Genomic DNA, 23607 nt, shown 5'->3' on the forward strand with positions numbered 1-23607 from the left:
ACTGCGTTATCGGCTCTTTGTGTAGCATAACTACACTACAAAGCCTCTGTCTTATATGAATGACTAACAATTCGCTGCAAAAACAACTTAGAAAGATCAACAGACCCTGCGAGCATAGCGATTACTTGGCGAGTTTAAATACTTGTAGTGTTTGTAGTAAGGCCGCAAGCTTTTTGACAAAGGCTTCAAGTGTCTCTGGTGCAACATGAGTGCTGTTCTGCATCGCATCAAATTCTGCAACCATTTCTTGTACATAAGGTAAGAAACGATTACTACTAGTTGTAAAACCTTGATCTTCCGTAAAAATCGCCACAAACTTACCGTGGCCTTCTTTACGTAACTCATCGAGGCGAGCATCTGAATCAATGGCTTGTCTATAGGCGACTTGCAGGTTTTCTTTTATTTGTAGAAAAACATTGGTGTACGGCATAATTGCCTCATAGTGCATGTGCAAAGAATAACGTTAATTATAAGGAGCTGGTATGCAGGCAACAAGAGAAAGTCGGCTTATTTTCAATATCAATTTGATTTATGGTCGCTTACAACGAAATTGCTACGGTTTAGTTGCATTACTGCTGTGTTTTACATCGACATCGGCAGCTGCGTTGGATTCACCGGTATTCTATAAAATAGAGTATCAGCAACAGCAAGCGTATTTATTGGGCTCCATTCATATTGGTCGGCAAGACTTTTACCCATTAGCACAACATATTGAATCAGCATTTAAACAATCGGATGCGTTGGTCGTTGAAGCTGATATTAGCCAAGGCGATACTGGGGCGTTATTGCAACAATATGGTGGTTTGTCGGCAGATATTGCCGCAGACGTTAATGCGACTCGGCAAGAGTATTGTCAAAGTCATCAAACCTTATGCCAAGCACTGGCTCCGTATGCACCTTGGTTGCAGTCAGCGCAAATTAGCATGGGGCGTTTTGGGCAATTAGGTTACAGCGCAGAACAGGGTGTCGACGCTTATTTTATGGCAAATCGCAGTGGTAAAGCTTTGGTTGAGCTGGAAAGCATTCAGTTTCAATTCGAATTAATTTCATCATTTTCAACTGCGACTCAGCTGCAAATGCTGGATGATTCGATTAACGCTAGCGATGCTGAAATGCTTGATTTAATCTACGCTTGGCGCCAAGGCGATAGTAATGCTCTAGCAAAAATTATGGAATCGCAAGCGGGCGATGCTGATGAATTACTCGAAAAACTGTTGTGGCAACGTAATCACACGATGACGCAAAAAATCATCCAGTTGTTGCAAAGTAAAACCCACAAACAATTATTTATTGTGGTGGGCGCTGGCCATATTGTCGGACAGCAAGCTATTCCTGACCTACTGAAACAGCAAGGAGCAACGATTACTCGCTGTAGCTTTTTACAGTGTTAATGTCGATGTGGTGCCAGCTATTCGAAAGGTAAGTTATTGAAAGTAAGTTATTGAAAATAAGTTGTTGAAAATAAGATACTAAAGCCTGAGTTTATTGTGAAGTCGATTGGCCTACAAAGTGAATGTAGCGCCCAAGCGATAAATAAGGTTCTTGTTGAGAATAAGCCAACTCCATCTCAATCAGTTGATGTTTATCAAAGCCAGGTGGCAGATTGTGTTTCAAGTAATCATTGATAACTCTTACGCCCGATTGACTCACCATCGACAGTTGCCATTGGCTAAACCAAGTGCGGACATCTTCAATATACAGCGGGTGGGTCGGGGTTAATCCGACCTTCTTTTTGACGTTGAAATCACGGTTAACATAGTCAAAATTACCTGATATTAAGCTATGAAACCGTAAAGCTTCTTTATTAAAAAACATCAGAGAAAATAAACCATTAGGCTTTAATAATGCCAGTAAACCTTGCAAGGTGCTGCGGGCATCAATTAACCATTCTGCTACCGCATGGCAGAGAATGACATCAAATTGACCATACTCTTCAACGGTTAATGCTTGTATTGGGCTGTGGATTAACTGTATCGATAATGCAGTATTTGCCGCTTCAATCTGTTGCTGTGCTAGGGCAAGCATTTGCTCAGAAATATCACATAGCACGACATCATGGCCTAAAGCTGCCAGTTTTTGACTCAAATAACCAAAACCGCCACCGGCATCTAAAATACGTAATCTTGGTTTGCCAAGGCTGGCTAAAGCCGGAACTAAGTCGCGCCATAATACTGCAGCACGGATTTCACCTTTAGTGGTACCGTAAATATTTTGGGCAAATTTTTGGCTGAGTTTATCAAAGTTTTTGTCTTGCACTGTATCGGCTGCGTTAGGTCAGTTAAGTCGGATAATTATCTCATTTTGGATTGAAAAAGGTAAAGGTAAATTAGTTGTAGTAAGCGAGTAGTCACAACCATTGTGTCGAGAGTTTGTGAGTTGATGGCATCAATATATGTTGTCGCGACATACTGTTTTAAACGCAAAAAGTAATTAGCGGTTTAGCAACGGCAGGAGTCTAAGGTATAATCATCTATTAACCGTTTTGCAGCACATGCTTTTTGCTGCCTACCTAGGGTACAACATTTTGAGTCACGACTACGCTATCGAATTAAAAGCGATGCCTTCGCTTTTGTCTTTGTATCGCAAAATCCTGTTTGGACGTAAACCGGGATGGAACCAACAACCGCTTCCGAATATTTATGTACAAGCGTCGAATGTGGTGTTGTCGCAAGATAAAATTAGCCAATATGCTGCTGTGTGCAGTTTTGAATATGACGGTATGACTTTACCGCCAACGTATTTGTATGTTTGGGCGTTTCGTTTACATGCGATGATTTTTACCCATAAAGCGGTGACATTTCCGTTACTTGGCATGCTCCATTTAAAAAATAGTATTAGTGTATTACGCCCAGTGCGAGCAGATGAAACCTTAATCGTACAGTGTGAGTTAGCCACAAGTCGCACGACCGATGCTGGGCTTGAGTTTGATTTGGTGTCTAAAGTGTTTGTCGGTGAAGAGTTAGTTTGGCAAGCGCTATCAACTTACTTATATCGTATAGAGTCTGCAGGTCGTCGTGCTCGTCCACCTAAAGCATCAGGTATGGTATGGGAAAACGTTCAGCAATGGCGCTTAACCGATGATTTAGGCCGTCGCTATGCTAAAGCTTCTGGCGATTATAACTTGATCCATTTACATCCTTTGTTGTCAAAACGCTTTGGTTTTGAGCGAGTGTTAGCGCATGGGATGTGGTCTAAAGCGCGGGTGTTATCTCAGTTAATGACGTTTGTTGGCGATCGACCGTTTCAAGTTGATGTTGAATTTAAACTGCCAGTATTTATGCCGTCTGAAGTGACGTTTGCGTTTGAAAGTATTGAAAATGGTAAACGTTTTGAAATGCGAGATGTTAAAGGCCGCCGACCGCATTTACAGGGCAGCATCACTTATTTATAAGCCCTTAGGTTAGCTAATGTTATCCTGCAATAAAAAGGCTCAAGTCGATGACTTGAGCCTTTTTATTGTTAAGCGCAAAGCTTACTTTTGATAAATATGTACATCGCGTTGTGGGAACGGAATACTAATGCCTTCCGCATCAAAGCGTATTTTCACTGCGCGAGTAATGTCCCAGTACACTTCCCAGTAATCATCGGGTTTAACCCAAGGCCTTACAATAAAGTCGACTGACGATTCGCCGAGTGTGTGGAGTTTGACTATCGGTTCTGGATGCGTTTGCACCTTAGGATGTTGTTCGACAATACTTTTTAAAATGGTCTCTGCATGTTCAACATTGTCGCTGTAGCTAATGCCAAAGGTCATGTCTACTCGGCGCTGATGTTCTGCGGTGATGTTGTTAATGGTATCGCCCCAAATTTTATTGTTTGGCACAATAAGGCGTTGGTTATCTAATGTTTTGATCGTTGTCGAGACTAGGCTCATGTGGCTGACGCGACCAGTGACATTAGCAGCATTAATTAAGTCGCCGACATCAAATGGGCGGTAGATTAAGATCATCATGCCTGAGGCGAAGTTAGACAGGGTATCTTGCAGTGCGAAACCAATAATGACTCCCGCAATACCAAAACCTGCGAGTAACGGCCCAAGCTCAAATCCGAGCTGTGATAAGGCTATCAATAATCCTAGGGCAAACACTAGTTTACTGGACAAAGATATAAAGAAGTCTTGCAGTAATTGGCTAAATTGTAATTTTGATGCTCGTACCGTTTTAGAGATAATTTGAGTGACAATTTTGGCGACTAAACTTGCGGCAAATAATATGAATAGAAACACTAAAATCTTAAAGGTTAAACTGGGCCCATTATTAATCGTCTGATCTTTAATGACTTTACCCCAACCCTGTAGCAGGTTAGATGCAACGCTAAAGTTCAGCACATCTTGGGTGATATCACCAGACACACTAAACAATGTTTGTTTAAATGGTGCCACGTTCTGGCCCAATGTTTCGAGTATGCCCGCTGAAACCGCTAAGCTAGCGCTACTTTGCTCCAAGCGTTCTTTTAGTGCCACCACGTCAGCTTTTTGTTCGCTGGTAATATCAGCTCCAGCATCTGCGGCTTCTGCAACGGCTTTTTGTAATTCATCTTGAGTGTAATGCACTAAACTATCGAACTGATCGGCTCTATTGAGCATAAACTCGGTCAATTTTTGCTTTTGGACACTCACATCTATATTCAGTGTTTCTGCCCACTGCAGAGTGGTTAATTGTGCCTTGAGATAATGGTCGCGTTCAAATTCGCGTTGTGAAATGGCTAAGATGCTCTTATTGTCATCATCTTGGCTTAATCCAAGACGCATGGTCATAATGTGGTCGTTTAAGTATGCACTGACATTCTCTAAAAAGGCCATTTGGCTTTGCACTAAAGTGACTAGATATTGCTGGTCAGCGTCGGGTGTTGCAATGAGTTGACCAATTATGTCGCGTAATTCAGACGATTTGTTTTTAATGCGATATTCAGTAAATGCACGTAGTTCACCTTTTGCTTTAAATAGTAATTTGGTATCTTGCTCGATCGTTTGTTGTAAGCGACTTATTTGAGTCTGGGTATCGGTTAGCTGGCTAGTGGCAACAATCGGTACCACTGCATCTTGTTCTGCACGAAGAGATGGCGTCATAAACACTGCCGAGGTGAATAATAATAACGTAAGTAAAATCCGTAGCATGGAAAGTGGTCCTTTGGCTCTGAGTTGCGGCTATGATAGTGGAAAAATCCTATAGGAGCCAAGTACAGTAATTGGTTGGTTAATTTGTTACACTGCCGCCATTATTGAACTGAGGAAATTATCATGTCGCTGCAATGTGCTCATTGCTATAAATCTTTTTCAATTGCGAAGGTGAAAGACAGTCGCGGGAAAGGTTTGTCCGTAGAAGTTCAATGCCCTCATTGTGCTGCATGGCTTGGGCATAATAAATATTTGTCAGTTGTTAAAATAGTAGGTTTCTATGGTGGGGTTGTTGCTGCTGCAGTAGGTTATTTTGTTGAGGGTGTAACCGTTATCACTACTCCATTGATTATTTTGGCCGTTATTATGGTTGGTTTGTCGCATATTATGGACCATTTACAGCTGATTGAAGCACCTGAAAATGATCCTAGTGCAGAGACTAGTGCGAAATAAGCTTGTTAATTAACTTCAATAACTTGGCTTTCTAGTGATGCTTCAACATAGTAAATCCCGCCTAACACGACAACCCCAACAATGATCATGACTAAAATGATGCCAATGTTTTCTTTAATAAATTGTGCCATGGTGTTTGTCCTGTAATGATGATGTTTTACACATTCGTTATGGTATGGGTCATAGCTTAAGGCTATCTTAAAAATAACGACTTAGTCACCTATTAGTTGTTATTGGTAGTTGTTATTGGTAGTGGTTAATATTAGTTGCTAATGAGCGTCGTTGTGAATGGGTTGTCATGAATTGTCACAATCTAAGGGTTGCTTTTCAGCTACGGTCTTTTACACTAACGCTCACTTTTATTAACCTGATGGAGTTGTGCTGGTGAGTTCCCGCATCAAAATAAGACAAACTATCGCAATCTGGCTCAGTGCCATTTTGATTGTGTTGTCTGTTGCTGCGTCTGCACACTCAGTTAAACATCTTGATGACGGCGTACAAAATCATTGTACCTTGTGTTTCCATCAGCATCAGCTTAATAAAACGCTTCACTCTTCCAATTTAGTTTTTGCTGTTTCTAAGCAAACGTTCGAACGCCAACACTATACGCTGCCTTTTTTACTTAGCGTATTCCAAGCCTACTATCAAAGTCGTGCCCCACCTGTATCTCGTTAGTCCAACATTGTAATGATTTATTTTCCGTTATCTGTCGGTTTATTCTAAACCCAGATAGGCGGCTACTTGTTGTATTTTGGAGATATTATGTCTGCGTTAAACACACGTGTTTCGTTATTGGCACTGGCTTGTGCTGTGAGTTCGTATTCTGCAATGGCAGAAGATTCTAGTTTAACTAATCCTAGTATTAGTGCGGTGCTCGATGGTTATTACCAAACGGGCGACCGGCCATTAGCTGAGCGTGCTGAAGGTTTTGGTTTAGGCGAAACTGAGTTGGCATTAAGTGCCAATATTGATGAAATGTTTTACGGTAAAGTGACCGCAGTTGTTGAGTCTCATGACGGTGAAACAGAGCTTAATTTAGAAGAAGCCTTTATCCAAACATTAGCGATGCCTTACGGTTTATCGGTTCGTGCGGGTCGATTTTTATCGGATATTGGTTATTTAAATAATCAACATTTACATACCGATGCATTTTCAGAACGTCCAGCGGCCTATCGTGCATTTTTAGGTGGTCATTATTTTGATGATGGTATTCGTTTAAATTATGTGGCCCCAACAGATCTCTACTGGACCATGGGCGTTGAAGCGTTTAAAGGTGAAAGTTTACGTGCGACAGATGAGCACGGAGAGCGTGATTTTGATGATGTTGGCGTGTATACCGCATTAACCAAGATTGGTGGTGACATTGGTATCGAGAGTTCTTGGCAACTAGGGTTGAGCTATTTGCGCAATCAGAATGGTCAAGCTTATGCCGAAGAGGAGCATGAAGATGAAGTGGTTGATGAGGAAGGACACACTGAACACAGCCATAGTGCATCTTATACTGGTGAAAATACCTACATAGCTGACTTTGTTTATAAGTGGGCACCTAATGGTAATTACAAATATCAAAACTTAACCGTGAGTGGCGAATATTTTAGAGTCACTGACATTTTTGGTATGGAGCCTGGACATATTCTTGAGGCAGATCATGAGGACGTTAGTACTGATGACTATCATCAAGGTTGGTACGTGAGTAGTGTGTATCAATTTTCACCAAGTTGGTCTGCTGGGATTCGTTACGGTCAAATTGATACTAATGAAATCCATGAAGATCACCTCGACCCACAGAAATTAAAAGAGTCTGAAGTCAGTCTTGCTTGGCATAGCAGTCATTTTTCGACCGTGCGTTTGCAATACACTCATCAGACTGGAACTAATTTCGATGGTTTCGAAGATGATAATATCTTTACTTTACAATATGTCATGTCATTAGGAGCTCACGGTGCGCATCAATTCTAAATTGCTTTTAGCAGTGGCTTCAATGTCGCTGCTGTTTACCGCGACAGCTAAAGCGGAACTGAACGTGTTTGCATGTGAACCTGAATATGCCGCATTAGCGCAAACTTTAGCGCCCGATGCGAGGGTGTATTCGGCCACCACAGCGATGCAAGATCCACATCAAGTACAAGCAAGACCAAGCTTGATTGCTAAAATGCGCCAAGCTGATTTGGTAGTGTGTGCAGGGGCCGATTTAGAAATTGGTTGGTTGCCAATGTTACAAATGAAGTCTGCTAATCCTCAGGTTAACTCAACAGATAAAGGCTTGTTTTTTGCAGCAGACCAAATTGATACCTTGGATAAGTTAACTCAAGTAGATCGTTCAATGGGTGATGTGCATGCAAAGGGAAATCCTCATTTGCATTTAGATCCCTTGCGGATGTTGACCGTTGCGCAAACCTTGAGCGCTAAGCTTACTGAAGTTGATCCAGAAAATGCCAGTCAGTATGCCCAGTCGTTGAGCGACTTTAGCCAACGTTGGCAGGCTAAAATACCGCAGTGGCAAGAGCAAGCTAAAAACTTAGCCGGCAAAAAGGTCATCGCTTATCATTCGAGCTTCCGTTATTTATTTAATTGGACTGGAATAGAGCAAGTGGCAGATCTTGAGCCTAAACCCGGCTTAGCACCCACCAGCAGCCATTTAGCCTCATTACTTACTCGTGCTGAAAAAGGCGATGTAATGGCGGTAATCGTCGCTTCATATCAAGATGAACGAGGTGCTAAATGGTTAGGTGAACGCGCAAATCTGCCGGTATTGGTGTTACCGATGTCGGTAGGTGGTAACGATGAAAGCAAAGACTTAATCAGTCTATATGATAGTTTGCTGACGTTATTAAATGGAGTGAAATAACACTATGTTTGATGTCGAGCTACTGTCTATTTTGTTGCCTGCGTTAGTGGCAGGGCTATTAGTGTTATCAACTCATGTGTTGTTAGGTCAACAAGTGCTTAAGCGTGGCATTATCTTCATTGATTTGGCTATCGCTCAGGTCGCTGCATTGGGGGCAATCGTATCGCACATAGATCATCGAGTAGAAGCGTTACCGTTTGCTCATGTTTGGATGCCAGCGTTGTTTGCATTAGCCGGTGCTGGAGTTATCGCTTGGATGGCAAAACACTTAGTCGGTGAACTCGAGGCTTTTATTGGTTGTTTTTATGTGCTCAGTGCGGTGGCGGCAATGTTATTGTTAGCCAATGACCCTCACGGTGCTGAATTATTAAAACAGTTAATGTCGGGTCAAATATTGTGGGTGAGTTGGTCTCAGTTAGCATTACCTGCAGTGGTCTCTGCAGGTATTCTTGGGGTGATCATCGCTAAACCACGGATATTAGATGGTGCAGGTTTTTACTTTTTATTTGCATTAGTGATTACTTTGTCGGTGGAGTTAGTAGGCGTGTATTTAGTGTTTAGCACGCTTATTTTACCGGCTTTGGCATTAAATAAGTATCAAGGTAAAACCAAGTTAGTGTGGGCTTATGGCGTAGGCATAGTGGGTTATATTGCTGGGCTACTGTTGTCTGCTCGCTATGACTTACCCAGTGGTGCCGCTATTGTTGCGACATTAGCATTAAGTGCATTGTTGTTTAGAATGTTACTTAAACTACGTTCACCAACATCAGTGCATCAACCTGCTAAATAATTATCTGCCATCTAGCTGCCATATAAGCTTCTGTCATATAAGCTAAGTTACTCTGCCCCAGATCACAGGGGCAGAGTATTTCAGCGTACATATGTAAACAAAACGTTGAGTCCCTAGACTAGCATCGTTATACTGACGCCAATTTTATTGCAGGAGTATGCTGTGCTGCTTATCGCTCGTTCAATCATTCTCGTTGTGCTGTTATTTTTAGCCTTTATATTTTCAGTTGTTATTTGCCTTGTGCGGCCAATGCATCGCGACAATGTACATTTGGTTGCCCGTTTTTTTGGTTCGGTTGCACCGGTATTAGGCATTAAGGTCATTAGACGTGCTCATCCAGTCAGTGCAACATCGCAACCGTGTATTTATTTAGCCAATCATCAAAATAATTTTGATTTATTTACTCATACGTCAGTTGTGCCTAAAGGGACTGTCAGCTTAGGTAAAAAGAGCTTGGTGTGGGTACCCTTATTTGGGCAAATATATTGGCTATCAGGCAATATCCTTATCGATCGTAACAATCGTCATAGTGCATTCGATACTATGGCTAAAACGGTAGATAAAATGAAAAATAAACTATTATCAGTGTGGATATTCCCTGAAGGGACTCGTTCACGCGGTCGTGGATTATTACCTTTTAAAGTGGGTGCATTCCATACTGCAGTCGCTGCTCAAGCGCCAATAGTGCCAGTATTAGCTTCTTGTCAGAATCATATTAACCTTAATCGTTGGAACAACGGTGTGGTGATTGTAGAAATGCAGGAGCCGATAGCAACTGCGGGCTTAGATAAGAATGATGTTAAAGCGTTAAACGCTAAGGTGCATCAAGTTATGTCGGCGCGTTTAGTTGAATTAAACAAAGAAGCAGAAGCATTAATGCAGCAAGCCAAAGCTTAACCATGTTATTGGTCGTCAAACATCCGTCATAAGCTCGCAACTTGTGTCAGTTTGGGTATAATTGATTAACATTTTTACGAGTCCTATTTACGGAGTAATCCATGTCTGTTGAGCGTCAGTTAAAAGAGCAATTTGCTGAGAATCTTGAAATTGTTGATGCCTTACTTGCTGATGGTTCAGAGCCTGATGCGGAATATACAATTGAACATCATTTTTCGGCGACTAATTTTGATCGTTTAGAAAAAGCCGCTGTTGATGCATTTAAGCTTGGTTTTGAAGTGAATGATGCCGAAGAAATGGAACTTGAAGATGGCTCGATTATTTTCTGTTTTGACGCTATTGCCAAGCATAAGCTAGAAGTGCCTTTGCTGGATAAAGCATGTGAACAGTTGATTCTCGTTGCGGGCAAGCAAAAAGTAGACTACGACGGTTGGGGTACTTTTTTTGTCGGTGATGAAGTTGAAGGCGATGAAGAAGACGAAGATGACGAAGAAGACTATGAAGATGAAGATGGTACATTTCACTAATAAATCGATGGTCTAATTCCATAAAAAAACGCTCATCAAAGATGGGCGTTTTTTTATGGATAACCAAAAAGTTTGCTAGGCGCTTATTTATGGATGATGCTTTTGTTACGGCCTTCTTGCTTAGCGACATATAAGGCTTTATCTGCACCCGATAACCAGGTTGAGCTATTATCTATTTCAGAATCTAAATCGTTAATGCCCAGACTCACCGTGACTCTAATGAGGCGGTTTTCGAATGCGACTTCCGATGCTTCAATGCGCTTTCTTAATCGTTCGGTAAAGTTGAGAGCTTCTTCTGCGGTTGTCTTAGATAGCACCACTCCAAACTCTTCTCCGCCATATCGGCCAGCACAGTCAGTGTCACGCAATGCTTGCTTTAACAAATAGGCAATATGTTGGATCACTTTATCACCGGCAGGGTGACCATATTCATCGTTAATGCGCTTGAAATTATCAATATCAATCATCACCAATGATGCCGCATCGCCATAGCGTGAATAACGATCGAATTCTTTTTCCATGCAACTTTGCCAATGGCGACGGTTATGCAAAAGGGTTAAACCATCGGTTTGACTGAGTTGTTCAAGTTGCTCATTAGCGGCTTTAAGTTGCAGTTTATTAACCGCAATATCGGTCACATCATAGATAATAATGCTGATATGAGTGATTTGCCCTGTTAACGAAGCTAATGGCAGTAAGGTAATATTTTGGTACATAAAATCGGCTCGGCCAGTCACTGGACGATAGTTTTTAAACTGAAATACGTATGGACGCTGTTCCCAACTAATAAAGGTGCGATTTTTAAGTAAAAAAACCGACTCCATTTTATGTTTTAGCCACGTGGCGGGTAAGTCGGGAAACTTTTCAAATAGATTACTACCTTTAATGGAATTGGGTGAGACACCGCTGTGGTTTTCCATAAAACCGTTCCAAAGTTGGATGTTATAGTCGCGATCGAGCACAACTAAACCAACCTCAATGGTTTGCACCATATCGATTAGCCAGTGGAGTTCGTTCATCGCACTTTGATCATTTGACATAAAAAGTATCCAACATTAGTCGAGTAAATAGCCAAGTTTGTAGTTCAGCGTAGGAATAGAGTCTTCAGTAAATAGCAGCAGAAGATCACATTCAATATTGTAATCTTCTATTCGATAGTTAATTTCCATCGCGAGAGTGCGCTGCCATTTGTCAGAGTTGTCGTGAATGAGCTCGTTGACACTGCAGTGTCTGCCAAGCACTACTGGATGGGTCTGACTGAATTTCATGTCGAGTTGTTCAGAAATACCATTTAAAAAAGCGCCAATGAGCACATTACCAGTGTCCATCATTACTTCTATTTCAGTACCAATATCATTTGGATTTTCTAATCCCATTAACTTGGCCATATCTTCAAAACTAGAATCATGGAACAGTAATAACGCTTCACCTGCGATACCTGCACCAATAAATCCTTGGCAAAGCCCAGAGACTGTTGAGTTTCGTTCGGTGGCTTTTAAGGCCATCGTTAATTCGCTGACTTCAAGCACATTAACGTTAGGAATAGGCAGTAGTACAAATACATCCAGAAGCTTAGCGAGCAAGTCAGCGGCTCTGCCCATGGCGACGTTGGCTATTTCTTGACATGCATCACGCATGTCAACTTTCATCATTGGCGTTTCTTCAGCTTTATTACCCTGGGTAAGAGTCAAAATACCGTACTCTTGCAGAATATGGCTAATAGCCTCTGCACTAACGGGTTTTTGAATAAAGTCGAGGGCACCTAATGCTTTGACTCGTTCATGAGCCTTAATTTGAATATCACCTGACACCACAATAATCAGTGCCGGTAAATCTTGTTGTTGTACCGCTTGAAGTACTTCGTAACCATCCATGACTGGCATGTTGAGATCGAGAAACACAATCTCACCTTTACCTGCGCGAATAACTTCAAGGCCTTCAGCGCCATTGGTGGCGTAGCTAATTTCAACGTCCCAATCTTTGGGGAGAGTTCTTGCCATTTGTTTTCTGGCGAGCGCAGAATCGTCGCATATTAATATTGGAATGGTCATTGTTGCTGGTCTTCCTTATTTCGCCTTTAGGGGAAAAAAACTCGTTAATGCAACTGCGAGTGGTGCGAGGCGGATAGTTATTATTATAAGACTATTTACAGCGATTTTTTGTTCGTTAGATCATTATACTTATTTGCTTACAATATTGATAACTTAGTTTTAACATTTAATTAAGTTTGTAACATTTATGTGGCCGTTGCCACAAAGTCATCAATGTCATATCAATCAGGTGTTACATGTTATGTAAAAACATGAAGATTAGATGGTTATGCTTATATTGATAATATATAAGGCTAACACTCAATGAAATTTTGTTCAAAATAACGTGTGGCAATATTTTGACCAGTGCCGATTATTTGTCATGTTATTACTATTCGCCAGATAGTCCAGATATGTTAGTCTAAAAACTGGACTGACCAGTAACAGGGTGTTTCATGGAAAGAGAGTTGATTAAGTTGACGGTAGATAATGGCATTGCCCATGTTTGCTTAAATAGACCCAGTAAAATTAATGCGCTTAATGTTGAAATGTTTACTGCGATTGATAACGTAATTAAACAACTCCGTGGCGATAAACGAGTTAATGCGGTGATTTTATCGGGTGCTGAAGGTAACTTTTGTTCAGGCTTGGATGTGAAAAGTGTCGCGAGTTCACCTACAAGTGCATTAAAGCTTTTATTCAAGTGGTTGCCTGGTAATGCAAATTTAGCCCAACGTGTGTCGTTGGGATGGCAGCGTTTGCCTGTTCCTGTTATTGCGGTTCTAGAAGGTTGTTGCTACGGCGGTGGGACTCAAATTGCATTGGGTGCTGACATTCGTATTGCGACGCCAAGTTGTAAGTTGTCGATAATGGAAGCAAAGTGGGGACTTGTGCCAGATATGGCTGGTTTGGTGGCATTAAGGCAAATTATGCCCAAAGACAAAGCGTTGATGTTGACCTATACCGCGGATATTTTAACTGCCGAGCAAGCGCTTGAGCTAGGCTTGGTGACTCAAATAAGTGATAACGCTTATGAGTGTGCCACGTTATTAGCCCAAAAAATCATCCGCACTTCCCCGGATGCTAATGCTGCGATTAAACGCAGCATCAATCAAAGTTGGACCGCTTCAGTGCGCAGCCTATTAGCTCGAGAATCACTAAGCCAAATAAGGTTGTTGCTGGGTAAAAACCGCGTGATTGCTGCGATTAGACAAACTAAAAATCCTGATAAAGCCTATCGTTCTCGTCAATCTTGGTGGTAATAATCTGTTTTCGCTAATGCTCTATTTTTAGTCATGGCTACGCTGAATTTACTATCTTCCGATAACGGTTCTGGAAAAGCCTTCTATTTGATCGAGGGCTTCTTCCCAGCCACTCGGGCTGCTTAAGTCCAAGCTCATTTGGTATTGGCGATAATACTTAGCAGGTTTCACTTGATTGTAGTTGAGGCGGGTAGGTGCTTGTTCAATTGAATTCGGATGTGCATCGGCGGATTGAATATCAAGGATCGGGATCGACATGGTGACTAATTGTTCGGCGATCGATTTACGCTGACTTTGCGGATCAATTAAATACTCAAATTCGCGATAAGCGTTGACGATGACTAGCACATCAGGGATGGGAATTTTTTTGTCATAAAGCAGATTCGTGACCATGCCGGCCGTGTCATCAATAACAATTAGAATCTTGCCGCCAGGAAATAAACTGGTGGTTGAGGTTAATTGGTTCAGGGCTTCATTGAGATTACTTTGCTGAAAGTTACGTAATTCAAGCAATTGAGACGACTCATACTTTGGGATACTTTTATTGCTGGTTAATTGCAGTTGTTCGGTGCCTGCTTTAGTGATTTCTTCTGGTTTTGTTGCATAGTTAGGCCGATATAGCCCTTTTGCTGGGGTTAAGCTAATACTTGCCCAACCGCGGGCATTAATATTGGTTCGTAAGTAGCTGGCTAAGCCGGCAGCATCAGCATCGGTGTCCGACGCAGCAATAATCATCGCTGAACCAAAGTGTTTTTTACTCTGCCAAGACCTTACAAGCACTTCAGTTTGTTTACCGTCAATAGTGATAAATTTGATTTCATCGGTAGGTAAGTAGCCGTAAGGTTGCTGTGCCTTTGCGCCAGGCGCTGCCAGTAATATGCTTATCGTTACGATTAATAACCGACTAAATTGTCCTAGTTGCACCATAACCTCGAGCGAATAACACCATAATGCGGTTAGCTTAATGTATAACCGCGAATAAAAACAATGCCCTGATATACAGGGCATTGGTTACACGACATGATTTATACAACATTATTTAATGCTAGTTAGCCGTTATACGTGGCTGACAAGTACCATACGTATTGCATCAAGCTGTAATTGACTGTTATCCATGTAGCCCGTTATCTCGGTCATTTGATTACGAATATATTCTAGCTCGTCTTCACGAATGTTCGGATTTACGGCTTTTAGGGCTTCAAGTCTTTCCAGCTCGCCTGTGAGTTGTTGAGTCATTTTAGCGCGAGCATTCACTACTAGCTGCTTAAGCGACTCTTTTGCATACTCTTCACCTTTGGCCAATAACGGATGTAAAATAGGCTGTGAGGCATTAACAAGCTTGCTAGCGATGTGACGGTTTACCGCACTTAGCTGTTTGTCAAAACTGGCATAGTCCACTTTATCTGCCATATTAAGACCATTTTTATCCAATAACACCCGGATAGGTGTCGGTGGTAAATAACGGTATAACTGAGTCGATTTTGGGGCAGAGGCATCAGCCATGTAAATTAATTCTAAAAACAGCGTCCCCGCGGGAAGCGCTTTATTCTTTAGAATTGCCACACTGGTGGTGCCCGTTTCTGAGCCGGTGATTAAATCTAAGCCGGTTTGTACTAAAGGATGCTCTTGGGTGATAAATGCAATGTCATCACGAGACAAAGCGGTTTCACGATCAAACGTCACCGTAATACCGTCTTCATTCAGCCCAGGATAAGTAGGGAACATCATGTGCTCACTCGGGCGTAAAATGATTGAGTTTTCACCGCGATCTTCTTGATCGACACCAATAATATCCCATAAACGAATGACCGAACCGATGAGATGAGTATCGTTATCGCTGTCTGATAAACGCTTAATTAATGCATTGGCACGCTCGCCACCGTGAGAGTTTATCTCTAGCAATTTATCGCGGCCTTGCTCCATTGCCTGTTTAAGCTCTTTATAACGATGCTGGGTGTGATTCAGCAATTGAGTCATCTGATCTTCATCATCGTCGCAAAGTACGTTAATGAGTTCATCGGCAAATTCGTTAAACAACACATGACCGCTCGGGCAGGTGAGTTCGAATGCATTTAATCCTTGATGATACCAACGCATCAATCTTTCTTGAGCGGTATCGCGCAAGTAAGGCAAATGAATTTGGATATCGTTTTGTTGCCCAATACGATCTAAGCGGCCAATACGTTGCTCTAACAAATCAGGATTGAGCGGCAAATCAAACAAAATCAAATGGCTAGCAAACTGGAAGTTACGGCCTTCGGAACCAATTTCAGAACAAATTAATGCTTGGGCGCCGCCGTCTTCTTGAGCAAAGTAAGCGCCGGCTTTATCGCGTTCGATAATCGACATATCTTCATGGAATACCGTAGCTTGAATACCTTCGCGGGTTCGCAGCGCTTCTTCAAGGCTTAATGCAGTTTCAGCCTGGCTAGCAATAATCAGTACTTTTTTACTGCGATGCGATTTTAGGAACTCAATTAACCAATCTACCCGTGGATCAAACTTCCACCAGCTGGCACTGTCATTTTCAAAGGCCTGGTAAAGCTTCTCAGGGCTTAATGCTTGTGCTGCTTTAGCCAGTGGCTGCTTGGCACTGCCCATCATGGCGTTAACGCGTTCAGCGGTCACGTACTGCGCAGGCATCTCATATGGATAAGCATTAAATATACGCTTTGGAAAGCCTTTTACTGATGCGCGACTGTTACGATAAAGTACGCGGCCAGTGCCATGGCGGTCGAGCAATTCTTGGAGCAATTCTTGACGTGCTGCTTGCTGTGATTCTGCATCAACATCTTTTGACTGGATCAAACGAATGCTTGGCTCGATGTCTTTCTCGCTAAGCAACTCAGTTAAGCTGTTAATGGCACTGTCGGGTAATTTTTTATCCTGACTTAATGCTTCAGCTGCTTCTGCCACATCTTTGTAGCTTGCTTCTTCAGCTAAGAAAGCATCGTAATCATAAAAACGATCTGGATCGAGCAAACGTAAACGAGCAAAGTGGCTTTGATGACCGAGTTGATCAGGGGTCGCGGTAAGGAGTAATACACCAGGGACCACTTCACTTAACGCTTCGACGATTTTATAAGCGCGACTAGGGGCATCTTCTGACCATTCTAAATGGTGAGCTTCATCGACAACCATTAAGTCCCAATCAGCGTCTACAGCTTGTTCAAGACGCTTTTTCTTGCGCAGTAAATCAAGTGAACAAATAATTAACTGCTCGGTATAAAACGGATTGTCATTATCGGCATAAGCTTCTACGCATCGATCTTCATCAAATACTGAAAAGCGTAAATTAAAGCGGCGCAGCATTTCAACTAACCACTGGTGACGAAGTGTGTCCGGGACTATGACTAAAATACGTTCAGCACGACCAGTGAGTAATTGCTGATGAATAATTAAGCCAGCTTCAATGGTTTTACCTAAACCGACTTCATCGGCCAGTAATACGCGTGGAGCGTAACGGCTACCCACTTCATGAGCAATCCACTGCTGATGTGCAATTAAGCCTACGCGTGGGCCTTGTTGACCGAGTAAATCTGAGCTGGCTAATTTGTGGCGCAATAACTGACATTGATAACGCACCCCAAAACGTTCTAGGCGGTCAATTTGTCCGGCGAATAAACGATCTTGTGGTTTATTAAAGCGAATATTATGGCTTAGCATGGTCTCACGAAGACTGACTTTTTCTTGAGTCTCGCTATGAATACCATGATAAATCACCAATTGGTTTTTTTCTTCAAGCTCTTCAATGGTGATACTCCAACCTTCACCGCTTTCGACAGTGTCACCTGGGTTAAAAATAACTCGGGTTAAGGGAGCTTCACTGCGAGAAAACATCCGGTTTTCTCCAGTGGCAGGGAATAGCAGCGTAACCATGCGGCCTTCAACTTGAACGACTGTTCCTAATCCGAGTTCTGACTCGGTATCACTTATCCAGCGTTGACCTAAGGCAAACGGCATCTTTTACTCTCATTTATTGCGTGAAACAAAAAAGGGGGCGTATGTTAAACCAAACCCATCCAGATTGAAATTTTAGCATTGATTTATCGTTTAGATGTTCATTTTTACACCATCTTGACATGTTAGCGTCACATTGACGTCATAGTGTGAAGCAAAGGCGATGATGATGACATTGAGTTTTTTCCCGACAAGTGACATATTTTATTAAGGCAGCATTGCTCATGGCAATGACCTGTTTTCAATAGAGACTTTAATTATCCCTTTAATGTTATACGTTTAGTTAAGTTAAGTGATACTGATATCTATTCATTGAGAGCACTCTGGAGGCACCATGCAACGAAACGACAAAAAGTTGTTTGTACTGGATACCAACGTGTTACTGCATGAACCTTTAGCGATATATTCGTTTAAGGAACATGACGTAGTTATTCCCATGACAGTGTTAGAAGAGCTCGACAGTATAAAGGACCGCAAACGAGATGTGAGTCGTGATGCACGAGTGGCTATACGTGCATTAGAAGATATTTTGGGTGGTCCCACGACCCCAGAGCAAATTTTAAAAGGCGTTGCATTGTCTACTCGCGAAGAACATTCTCAAGTTTCTGGTCATTTATCGATTTTCCCAGATCATCAAGTCGAGTTTATTATCGGCTCGCTGCCTGGAGACAATAACGATAACCGCATTATCAACACCGCCCTGCATTTACAAAAAATCCATTTTCCCCGCACTGTCGTGTTAGTCACTAAAGACATTAACATGCGCTTAAAAGCCAAAGGTGCAGGTATTGAGCGCGTAGAAGATTACCGCAGCGATCAGTTGATTGATGATGTGCGCTTTCTCGCCAAAGGCTTTTATCAATTCTCTGGGGATTTTTGGCAAAATGTCGATAAAGTCTCCACCGAACGTAGAGGGTTGCATACGGTTCACCAAGTACCATTGGAACATCTTGGTAATGAAAACTTTTATCTTAACCAGTATTTAATCGATGAAAGCTCGGATTTTTGTGGTCGAGTAATCAGTAAAACCGATAAACATTTACAGATGATCGATCGCGGCCGTGATCGCTTATTACATCATGAAGCATGGGGAATTAATCCTAAAAATATTTACCAAGGTATGGCGCTAGATGCTTTGCTAGATCCTGATATTGAACTGATTATTCTGACGGGGCCAGCGGGTTGCGGTAAGACGCTATTGGCAATGGCGGCGGCATTAGAATTGGTCGTCGAACGTAAGTTATATGACAAAATTATTGTCACCCGTAATACCCCCGAAATTGCTGAGTCGATAGGTTTTCTTCCGGGTAGCGAAGAAGAGAAAATGACCCCTTGGTTGGCTGCGATAACCGATACGCTAGAAGTGCTACATAAAAATGATGTAAACCCAGCAGGTAGTGTTAATTACGTAATGGAAAAAGCCAATATTCAGTTTAAGTCGATTAACTTTATGCGTGGCCGCTCTATTCAAAACTCGGTGGTTATTTTAGATGAATGTCAAAACCTAACCGCGTCACAAATTAAAACCATGATCACTCGTATGGGCGAAGGCACTAAACTGATTTGTAGTGGTAATTTAGCCCAAATTGACTCGACGTATTTAACACCGGTTACATCAGGATTAACTTACATAGTCGAACGTTTTAAAGACTTTGAAGGCAGCGCCAATATTTATCTTAATGGTGTCGTACGGTCTCGTTTAGCGGAGTTTGCAGAGGAGCATTTGTAACGGCTTAACTTGCTAAGGAAATCACTTTATTAATCATGGTTATATCCTGTCTATATACATAAGGTTACACAAGATAACCTTATGTATTTTCAATCGCCTACAATATGCCTTAATATTTGTAGTCTGTATTACTTGCAGGTTGGACAAGTATCTCTGGAGCCATTAATACATGTGCTTGAGCTTATCTTCCTGATATCATAATCATTACTGTTATAACTGCCGTTTTTGGTGTTATTCGTTCGACAGCGGGTCTTTTTTTTACGCTGTATCAAGGGTGGTTAATGAAACCGACTGAGCCAGATTTACAACTAAAATCTCCTATTCAACGTAATTATAACCGAGCGGTGTTCTACACCTATATCGGGGTGATTGTGATGGCTTTGCTGACCGCTGGCATTATGTTTGAGCGTCAAAAAGAGCAGCAAATTCAACAGCGAGAAGAACAAGTTGCCCGTCATGTTATGCAAATCGACTTATTGCTTGAGTCGAGCATTCGTGCGGTGAAAAGTTTGCGTGATGTGGCGGTGGACCATTTACGTTTGGGGGAGTTTGTTCGTAAAGAGCGCTTACCAGAGTATGAAAAATTTAACGAAGATGGCCAGTATTTCACCTTAGAACCTAATTATGCCAACAGCGGCGTGCCGTTTACCAATATGGGACGCATTACGGGTGCGGGTTCATTAAATGACCGTAGCGAGAGCTTTTATCAAGAGCTTGAAATGCTGTTTGAACTGTCATTATCCTTCCCAGTCGCGAAAGAAGCAGCGCCTAAAGCTTCGTCGATTTATTATATTTCTAAGCGTCGGATGATGTCATTTTATCCATGGGAAAATAATGACTTACGCTTTAGGGATGAGCTGCTCAATAAGAAACAATTTCAATTAGCGACACCTTCAATGAACCCACAACGGAGTGTGTTTTGGAGTGAGGCATACATCGACTCGACGAATCAGGGCTTAATAACTACGCTTGGGTTACCCGTGTACCTTGAAGATGAGTTTATTGGTTCGATTAACCTCGACATGACGTTATCATCGTTAGATAAACAAATTCGCACCTATTTTAAAATGCCAGGCACGGTGATTCTGCTTGACCAGCAAAATAATATTTTATCTCACAGTGATTTTGACTCCAGTGAAATGAATAAGGTTTATCACATAAGCCAGCGAATTCCGGCAGAGTTACATTCATTATCGGAATCTGAGCTATTTGATGCCCACGAAGGCATATTGCGAAACGGTTATTATATTCATAGTGTGGCACTGCATAACGCGCCATGGCGATTACTGTATTTGCAAGATGAAGATGATTTATTTAAAGATTCTTGGGACAAGCTGCAACTGAGTTTTCTGTTAGTGGTATTGGCTTTGTCGCTGCTGGTTACCATAGTGCATTGGCAAACTCGCCGAGCATTCGTTAGCCCTGCTTCACGCTTATTAACCCATCTAGAAGCATGTTCACAAACGCCTATCCGTCCGCCAGAGAAAATTACCCGTGGTTGGGAGCCATGGTTTGCGCTAGTGAGTCGTATTTTTGAAGAAAACCGTCAGTATACTCATCATCTTGCCGAACAAAACAAACGTCTTGATAACTTAGTTGCTAGGCGCACTCAGCGTTTACGTGAAACAACAGAGCGCCGTGAGCGAGAGTTTGCACTGTTACGATCATTGATCGATTCGATCCCTGAAGCGATCGTGTTTAAAGACAAAGAAGGCAAATACTTAGGCTGTAATAAGTCAGCTGAAAGAATGCTGGGTTATACCGAAAATGAGATTATAGGCTTAACGTCATCAGAAGTGGTGAGCCCAGAGCAAGGCTTGCGCATTGGGGAAGAAGACAACAAAGTGCTGACCCAGCAACATTCCTTGCGTTACCAAGAACGAGTCAATATTGAAGGTAAACCGGTATTACTCGATACCTTTAAATTGCCGTTTTACAATCGCCGTGGCGATCTATTAGGTTTGATCTCTGTTTGGCGCGATATTACCCGTGAATATGAAGCTGCTGAACAGTTACGTATGTCTGAGCAACGTTATCATCTTGCTATGGATGCGGTAGAAGATGGCCTGTGGGATTGGTACATTGATTCTGAACAGATTATTTGTAATCCGGCTTTTTATTCTATGTTGGGTTATCAAGCTAATGAGTTTCCACCGTTACTCGAATCAATCGATGAGTTGTATCATCCTGACGATCGAGAACGGGTCCAAGAGTACCGCTCTCAATATGTGCGCGATCCGGTTGGCACTTATGAAATCGAATTTAGAATGCGCGGTAAAAATGACCAGTACTACTGGGTGTTATCCCGTGGTCGAGCGGTTGAGTTTTCTGAGGATGGTTGTAGTAAGCGGATGCTAGGTACTCATAAAGACATTACCCGCCAGAAGAGTAACGAAGTCGCCTTGCTTGAAGCAAAACAAGACGCCGAGTTAGCCAACATGTACAAGAGCGAATTTTTGGCCAACATGAGTCACGAAATTCGGACACCTATGAACGCGATTATTGGGATGTTGCAGTTAGCACAACGCACTAGCTTGACCGTGCAGCAACAAGATTATCTTAATAAAGCCGGTTTTTCTGCCCAATCGTTACTGCGAATTATTAATGACATTTTAGATTTTTCTAAAATTGAAGCAGGCAAATTAGAATTAGAAAGAGTCGCGTTTCCGCTGGATAAAGTGCTTGATCATGTTATTGATATTAATGCGCTTAAAGCGCAAGAAAAAGGCGTTGAATTACTGCTATATGCGCCTGTTACCGCAGGGCTTATTTTGTATGGCGATCCACTGCGTTTAGGCCAGGTCATCGTTAATTTATTGTCTAATGCGGTCAAATTTACCCAAACCGGTGAAGTTGAGCTGGGTTGTGAAGATGTGGGTGAGCGTGACGACCGTATTACCATGAAGTTCTGGGTACGCGATAGCGGTATTGGGATCAGTAAAGATCAACAAGCAATGCTGTTTGATGCATTCTCACAAGCCGATGGTTCAACCACACGTAAATATGGTGGCACAGGCTTAGGGTTATCTATCAGTAAACATTTAGTGTCGATGATGGGTGGTACCATGCAAGTTGAGTCCGAGCTGGGCGCAGGCAGTACTTTTAGTTTTACCATTAGCTTTGAAATTGCCGAAGAACAAGTGATCGAGCCGCTGGTGGTGCCAGAACAGTTAAATAACCTGACAACGCTGGTGGTTGACGACAACCCAAGTGCATTACAAATTTATTCGACATTGATGACCGACTTTAGCTTTGGTGTAAACACGGCTGACAGTGGTCAAAAAGCACTGGATATATTGCGTAAAAAACCAGTCGATTTATTGTTGTTGGATTGGATGATGCCTGAAATGAACGGCTGTGATGTTATTAAGGCGATAGATGAAATGGTCGCAGATGGTAGCTTAGCAAAGCGTCCTATTATTATCTTAATGACCGCTTATGCTGCTGAACCGTTAGACCATGAGCTGCAAAAAAATTCTGTTTATGCAGTGTTACAAAAACCGTTTAAGGCCTCGGCGTTATTTGATGAAATTATTAATGCCTTTGCCAAAGAACCCAAGCTAAATGCAATGCCGGTTATTATTGAAGCTGAACCCGCTAAAGCATCTGGCTTAGTATTGTTGGTTGAGGATAACTTTATTAACCAACAAGTGGCATCTGAATTACTCAAAAGTGCTGGTTATGAAGTTGTGATAGCTGACAATGGCCAAGTGGCATTAGATGTGATTGATTCTAAACCATTTGATGCAGTGTTAATGGATATTCAAATGCCGGTAATGGATGGATTAACTGCCACCGCCGAATTACGCAAACGTTATAGCAAACAACAAATGCCCATTATTGCCATGACTGCGCACGCAATGTCGGGTGATAAAGAAAAAAGTTTAGCAGCAGGCATGAATGCGCATATCACTAAGCCGATTGTGCTTACTGAATTATTTGAAACCTTATCTCATTGGATTACATATAAACATAATCATAAAGACGATTAGTAT

At 42.0% G+C, this 23607-nt stretch carries 20 protein-coding genes; 12 read left to right on the forward strand and 8 right to left on the reverse strand.

Annotated features, from left to right (window positions below; all coding sequences use genetic code 11):
• Nucleotides 1–121: 121 nt before the first annotated feature.
• Complete coding sequence (locus tag HNW13_RS17155; protein WP_101085133.1) at nucleotides 122–430, reverse strand: prephenate dehydrogenase; 309 nt, start codon at nucleotides 428–430, stop codon at nucleotides 122–124.
• A gap of 52 nt (nucleotides 431–482) precedes the next feature.
• On the opposite strand from HNW13_RS17155, the gene HNW13_RS17160 reads away from it, so the two are divergent.
• A complete protein-coding gene (locus HNW13_RS17160; protein ID WP_182745175.1) occupies nucleotides 483–1391 on the forward strand; it encodes a TraB/GumN family protein in 909 nt (302 codons plus the stop codon).
• A gap of 91 nt (nucleotides 1392–1482) precedes the next feature.
• Here the strand turns inward: HNW13_RS17160 and HNW13_RS17165 are convergent, their stop codons facing one another.
• On the reverse strand, nucleotides 1483–2256 hold the full coding sequence (locus HNW13_RS17165; protein ID WP_162023923.1) for a methyltransferase domain-containing protein: 774 nt from the start codon (nucleotides 2254–2256) through the stop codon (nucleotides 1483–1485).
• A gap of 268 nt (nucleotides 2257–2524) precedes the next feature.
• Here HNW13_RS17165 and HNW13_RS17170 point away from each other — a divergent pair, with 268 nt between their 5' ends.
• Entirely contained in the window at nucleotides 2525–3391 is an 867-nt protein-coding gene (locus tag HNW13_RS17170; RefSeq protein ID WP_101085361.1) for a MaoC/PaaZ C-terminal domain-containing protein, read from the forward strand.
• Nucleotides 3392–3472: 81 nt separating this feature from the next.
• Here the strand turns inward: HNW13_RS17170 and HNW13_RS17175 are convergent, their stop codons facing one another.
• A complete protein-coding gene (locus HNW13_RS17175) occupies nucleotides 3473–5116 on the reverse strand; it encodes a mechanosensitive ion channel family protein (RefSeq protein ID WP_192114155.1) in 1644 nt (547 codons plus the stop codon).
• A gap of 123 nt (nucleotides 5117–5239) precedes the next feature.
• Here HNW13_RS17175 and HNW13_RS17180 point away from each other — a divergent pair, with 123 nt between their 5' ends.
• Nucleotides 5240–5569 (forward strand): hypothetical protein, encoded by a 330-nt coding sequence (locus HNW13_RS17180; protein ID WP_101085137.1) that lies wholly within the window; start codon nucleotides 5240–5242, stop codon nucleotides 5567–5569.
• Between the two features lie 5 nt (nucleotides 5570–5574).
• Here HNW13_RS17180 and HNW13_RS23660 read toward each other — a convergent pair whose 3' ends face one another.
• Nucleotides 5575–5700 (reverse strand): hypothetical protein, encoded by a 126-nt coding sequence (locus HNW13_RS23660; RefSeq protein ID WP_259395501.1) that lies wholly within the window; start codon nucleotides 5698–5700, stop codon nucleotides 5575–5577.
• 253 nt (nucleotides 5701–5953) lie between these two features.
• Here HNW13_RS23660 and HNW13_RS17185 point away from each other — a divergent pair, with 253 nt between their 5' ends.
• The 6 genes from HNW13_RS17185 (at nucleotide 5954) to rraB (ending at nucleotide 10631) form a co-directional block, all read left to right on the forward strand.
• Entirely contained in the window at nucleotides 5954–6244 is a 291-nt protein-coding gene (locus HNW13_RS17185; protein ID WP_101085138.1) for an ABC-type zinc uptake system zinc chaperone, read from the forward strand.
• Between the two features lie 87 nt (nucleotides 6245–6331).
• Nucleotides 6332–7528, forward strand: a complete 1197-nt coding sequence (locus HNW13_RS17190) for a hypothetical protein (protein ID WP_182745172.1) — start codon at nucleotides 6332–6334, stop codon at nucleotides 7526–7528.
• Entirely contained in the window at nucleotides 7512–8417 is a 906-nt protein-coding gene (locus tag HNW13_RS17195) for a zinc ABC transporter substrate-binding protein (protein ID WP_192114156.1), read from the forward strand. The genes HNW13_RS17190 and HNW13_RS17195 overlap by 17 nt, the downstream gene beginning before the upstream one ends.
• 4 nt (nucleotides 8418–8421) lie before the next feature.
• On the forward strand, nucleotides 8422–9207 hold the full coding sequence (locus HNW13_RS17200; protein ID WP_162023918.1) for a metal ABC transporter permease: 786 nt from the start codon (nucleotides 8422–8424) through the stop codon (nucleotides 9205–9207).
• A 162-nt stretch (nucleotides 9208–9369) separates the two neighbouring features.
• On the forward strand, nucleotides 9370–10104 hold the full coding sequence (locus HNW13_RS17205; protein ID WP_101085141.1) for a 1-acylglycerol-3-phosphate O-acyltransferase: 735 nt from the start codon (nucleotides 9370–9372) through the stop codon (nucleotides 10102–10104).
• 101 nt (nucleotides 10105–10205) lie between these two features.
• On the forward strand, nucleotides 10206–10631 hold the full coding sequence (gene rraB / locus HNW13_RS17210) for a ribonuclease E inhibitor RraB (protein ID WP_162023917.1): 426 nt from the start codon (nucleotides 10206–10208) through the stop codon (nucleotides 10629–10631).
• A gap of 83 nt (nucleotides 10632–10714) precedes the next feature.
• On the opposite strand, the gene HNW13_RS17215 is transcribed toward rraB, so the two are convergent.
• Together HNW13_RS17215 and HNW13_RS17220 are read right to left on the reverse strand one after the other, a co-directional pair.
• A complete protein-coding gene (locus HNW13_RS17215; protein WP_162023916.1) occupies nucleotides 10715–11671 on the reverse strand; it encodes a sensor domain-containing diguanylate cyclase in 957 nt (318 codons plus the stop codon).
• Nucleotides 11672–11686: 15 nt separating this feature from the next.
• Entirely contained in the window at nucleotides 11687–12682 is a 996-nt protein-coding gene (locus tag HNW13_RS17220; protein WP_101085144.1) for a response regulator, read from the reverse strand.
• A gap of 434 nt (nucleotides 12683–13116) precedes the next feature.
• Here HNW13_RS17220 and HNW13_RS17225 point away from each other — a divergent pair, with 434 nt between their 5' ends.
• Entirely contained in the window at nucleotides 13117–13923 is an 807-nt protein-coding gene (locus HNW13_RS17225; RefSeq protein ID WP_182743089.1) for a crotonase/enoyl-CoA hydratase family protein, read from the forward strand.
• Nucleotides 13924–13974: 51 nt separating this feature from the next.
• Here the strand turns inward: HNW13_RS17225 and HNW13_RS17230 are convergent, their stop codons facing one another.
• Together HNW13_RS17230 and rapA are read right to left on the reverse strand one after the other, a co-directional pair.
• Nucleotides 13975–14850, reverse strand: coding sequence for an alpha/beta hydrolase family protein (locus tag HNW13_RS17230; protein WP_243756324.1), 876 nt, complete (start codon nucleotides 14848–14850; stop codon nucleotides 13975–13977).
• A gap of 129 nt (nucleotides 14851–14979) precedes the next feature.
• Nucleotides 14980–17886 carry an RNA polymerase-associated protein RapA gene (gene rapA, locus HNW13_RS17235; RefSeq protein WP_192114157.1) on the reverse strand — a complete coding sequence of 969 codons (2907 nt, stop codon included), beginning with the start codon at nucleotides 17884–17886 and terminating at the stop codon, nucleotides 14980–14982.
• A 331-nt stretch (nucleotides 17887–18217) separates the two neighbouring features.
• Between rapA and HNW13_RS17240 the strand changes: the two genes are divergently transcribed.
• Both HNW13_RS17240 and HNW13_RS17245 read left to right on the forward strand, forming a co-directional pair.
• On the forward strand, nucleotides 18218–19612 hold the full coding sequence (locus tag HNW13_RS17240; RefSeq protein ID WP_192114158.1) for a PhoH family protein: 1395 nt from the start codon (nucleotides 18218–18220) through the stop codon (nucleotides 19610–19612).
• Between the two features lie 281 nt (nucleotides 19613–19893).
• Complete coding sequence (locus HNW13_RS17245) at nucleotides 19894–23604, forward strand: response regulator (RefSeq protein ID WP_192114159.1); 3711 nt, start codon at nucleotides 19894–19896, stop codon at nucleotides 23602–23604.
• Nucleotides 23605–23607 lie beyond the last annotated feature (3 nt).

This window comes from Shewanella sp. BF02_Schw (assembly GCF_014596695.2).
Classification (GTDB): Bacteria; Pseudomonadota; Gammaproteobacteria; order Enterobacterales; family Shewanellaceae; genus Shewanella.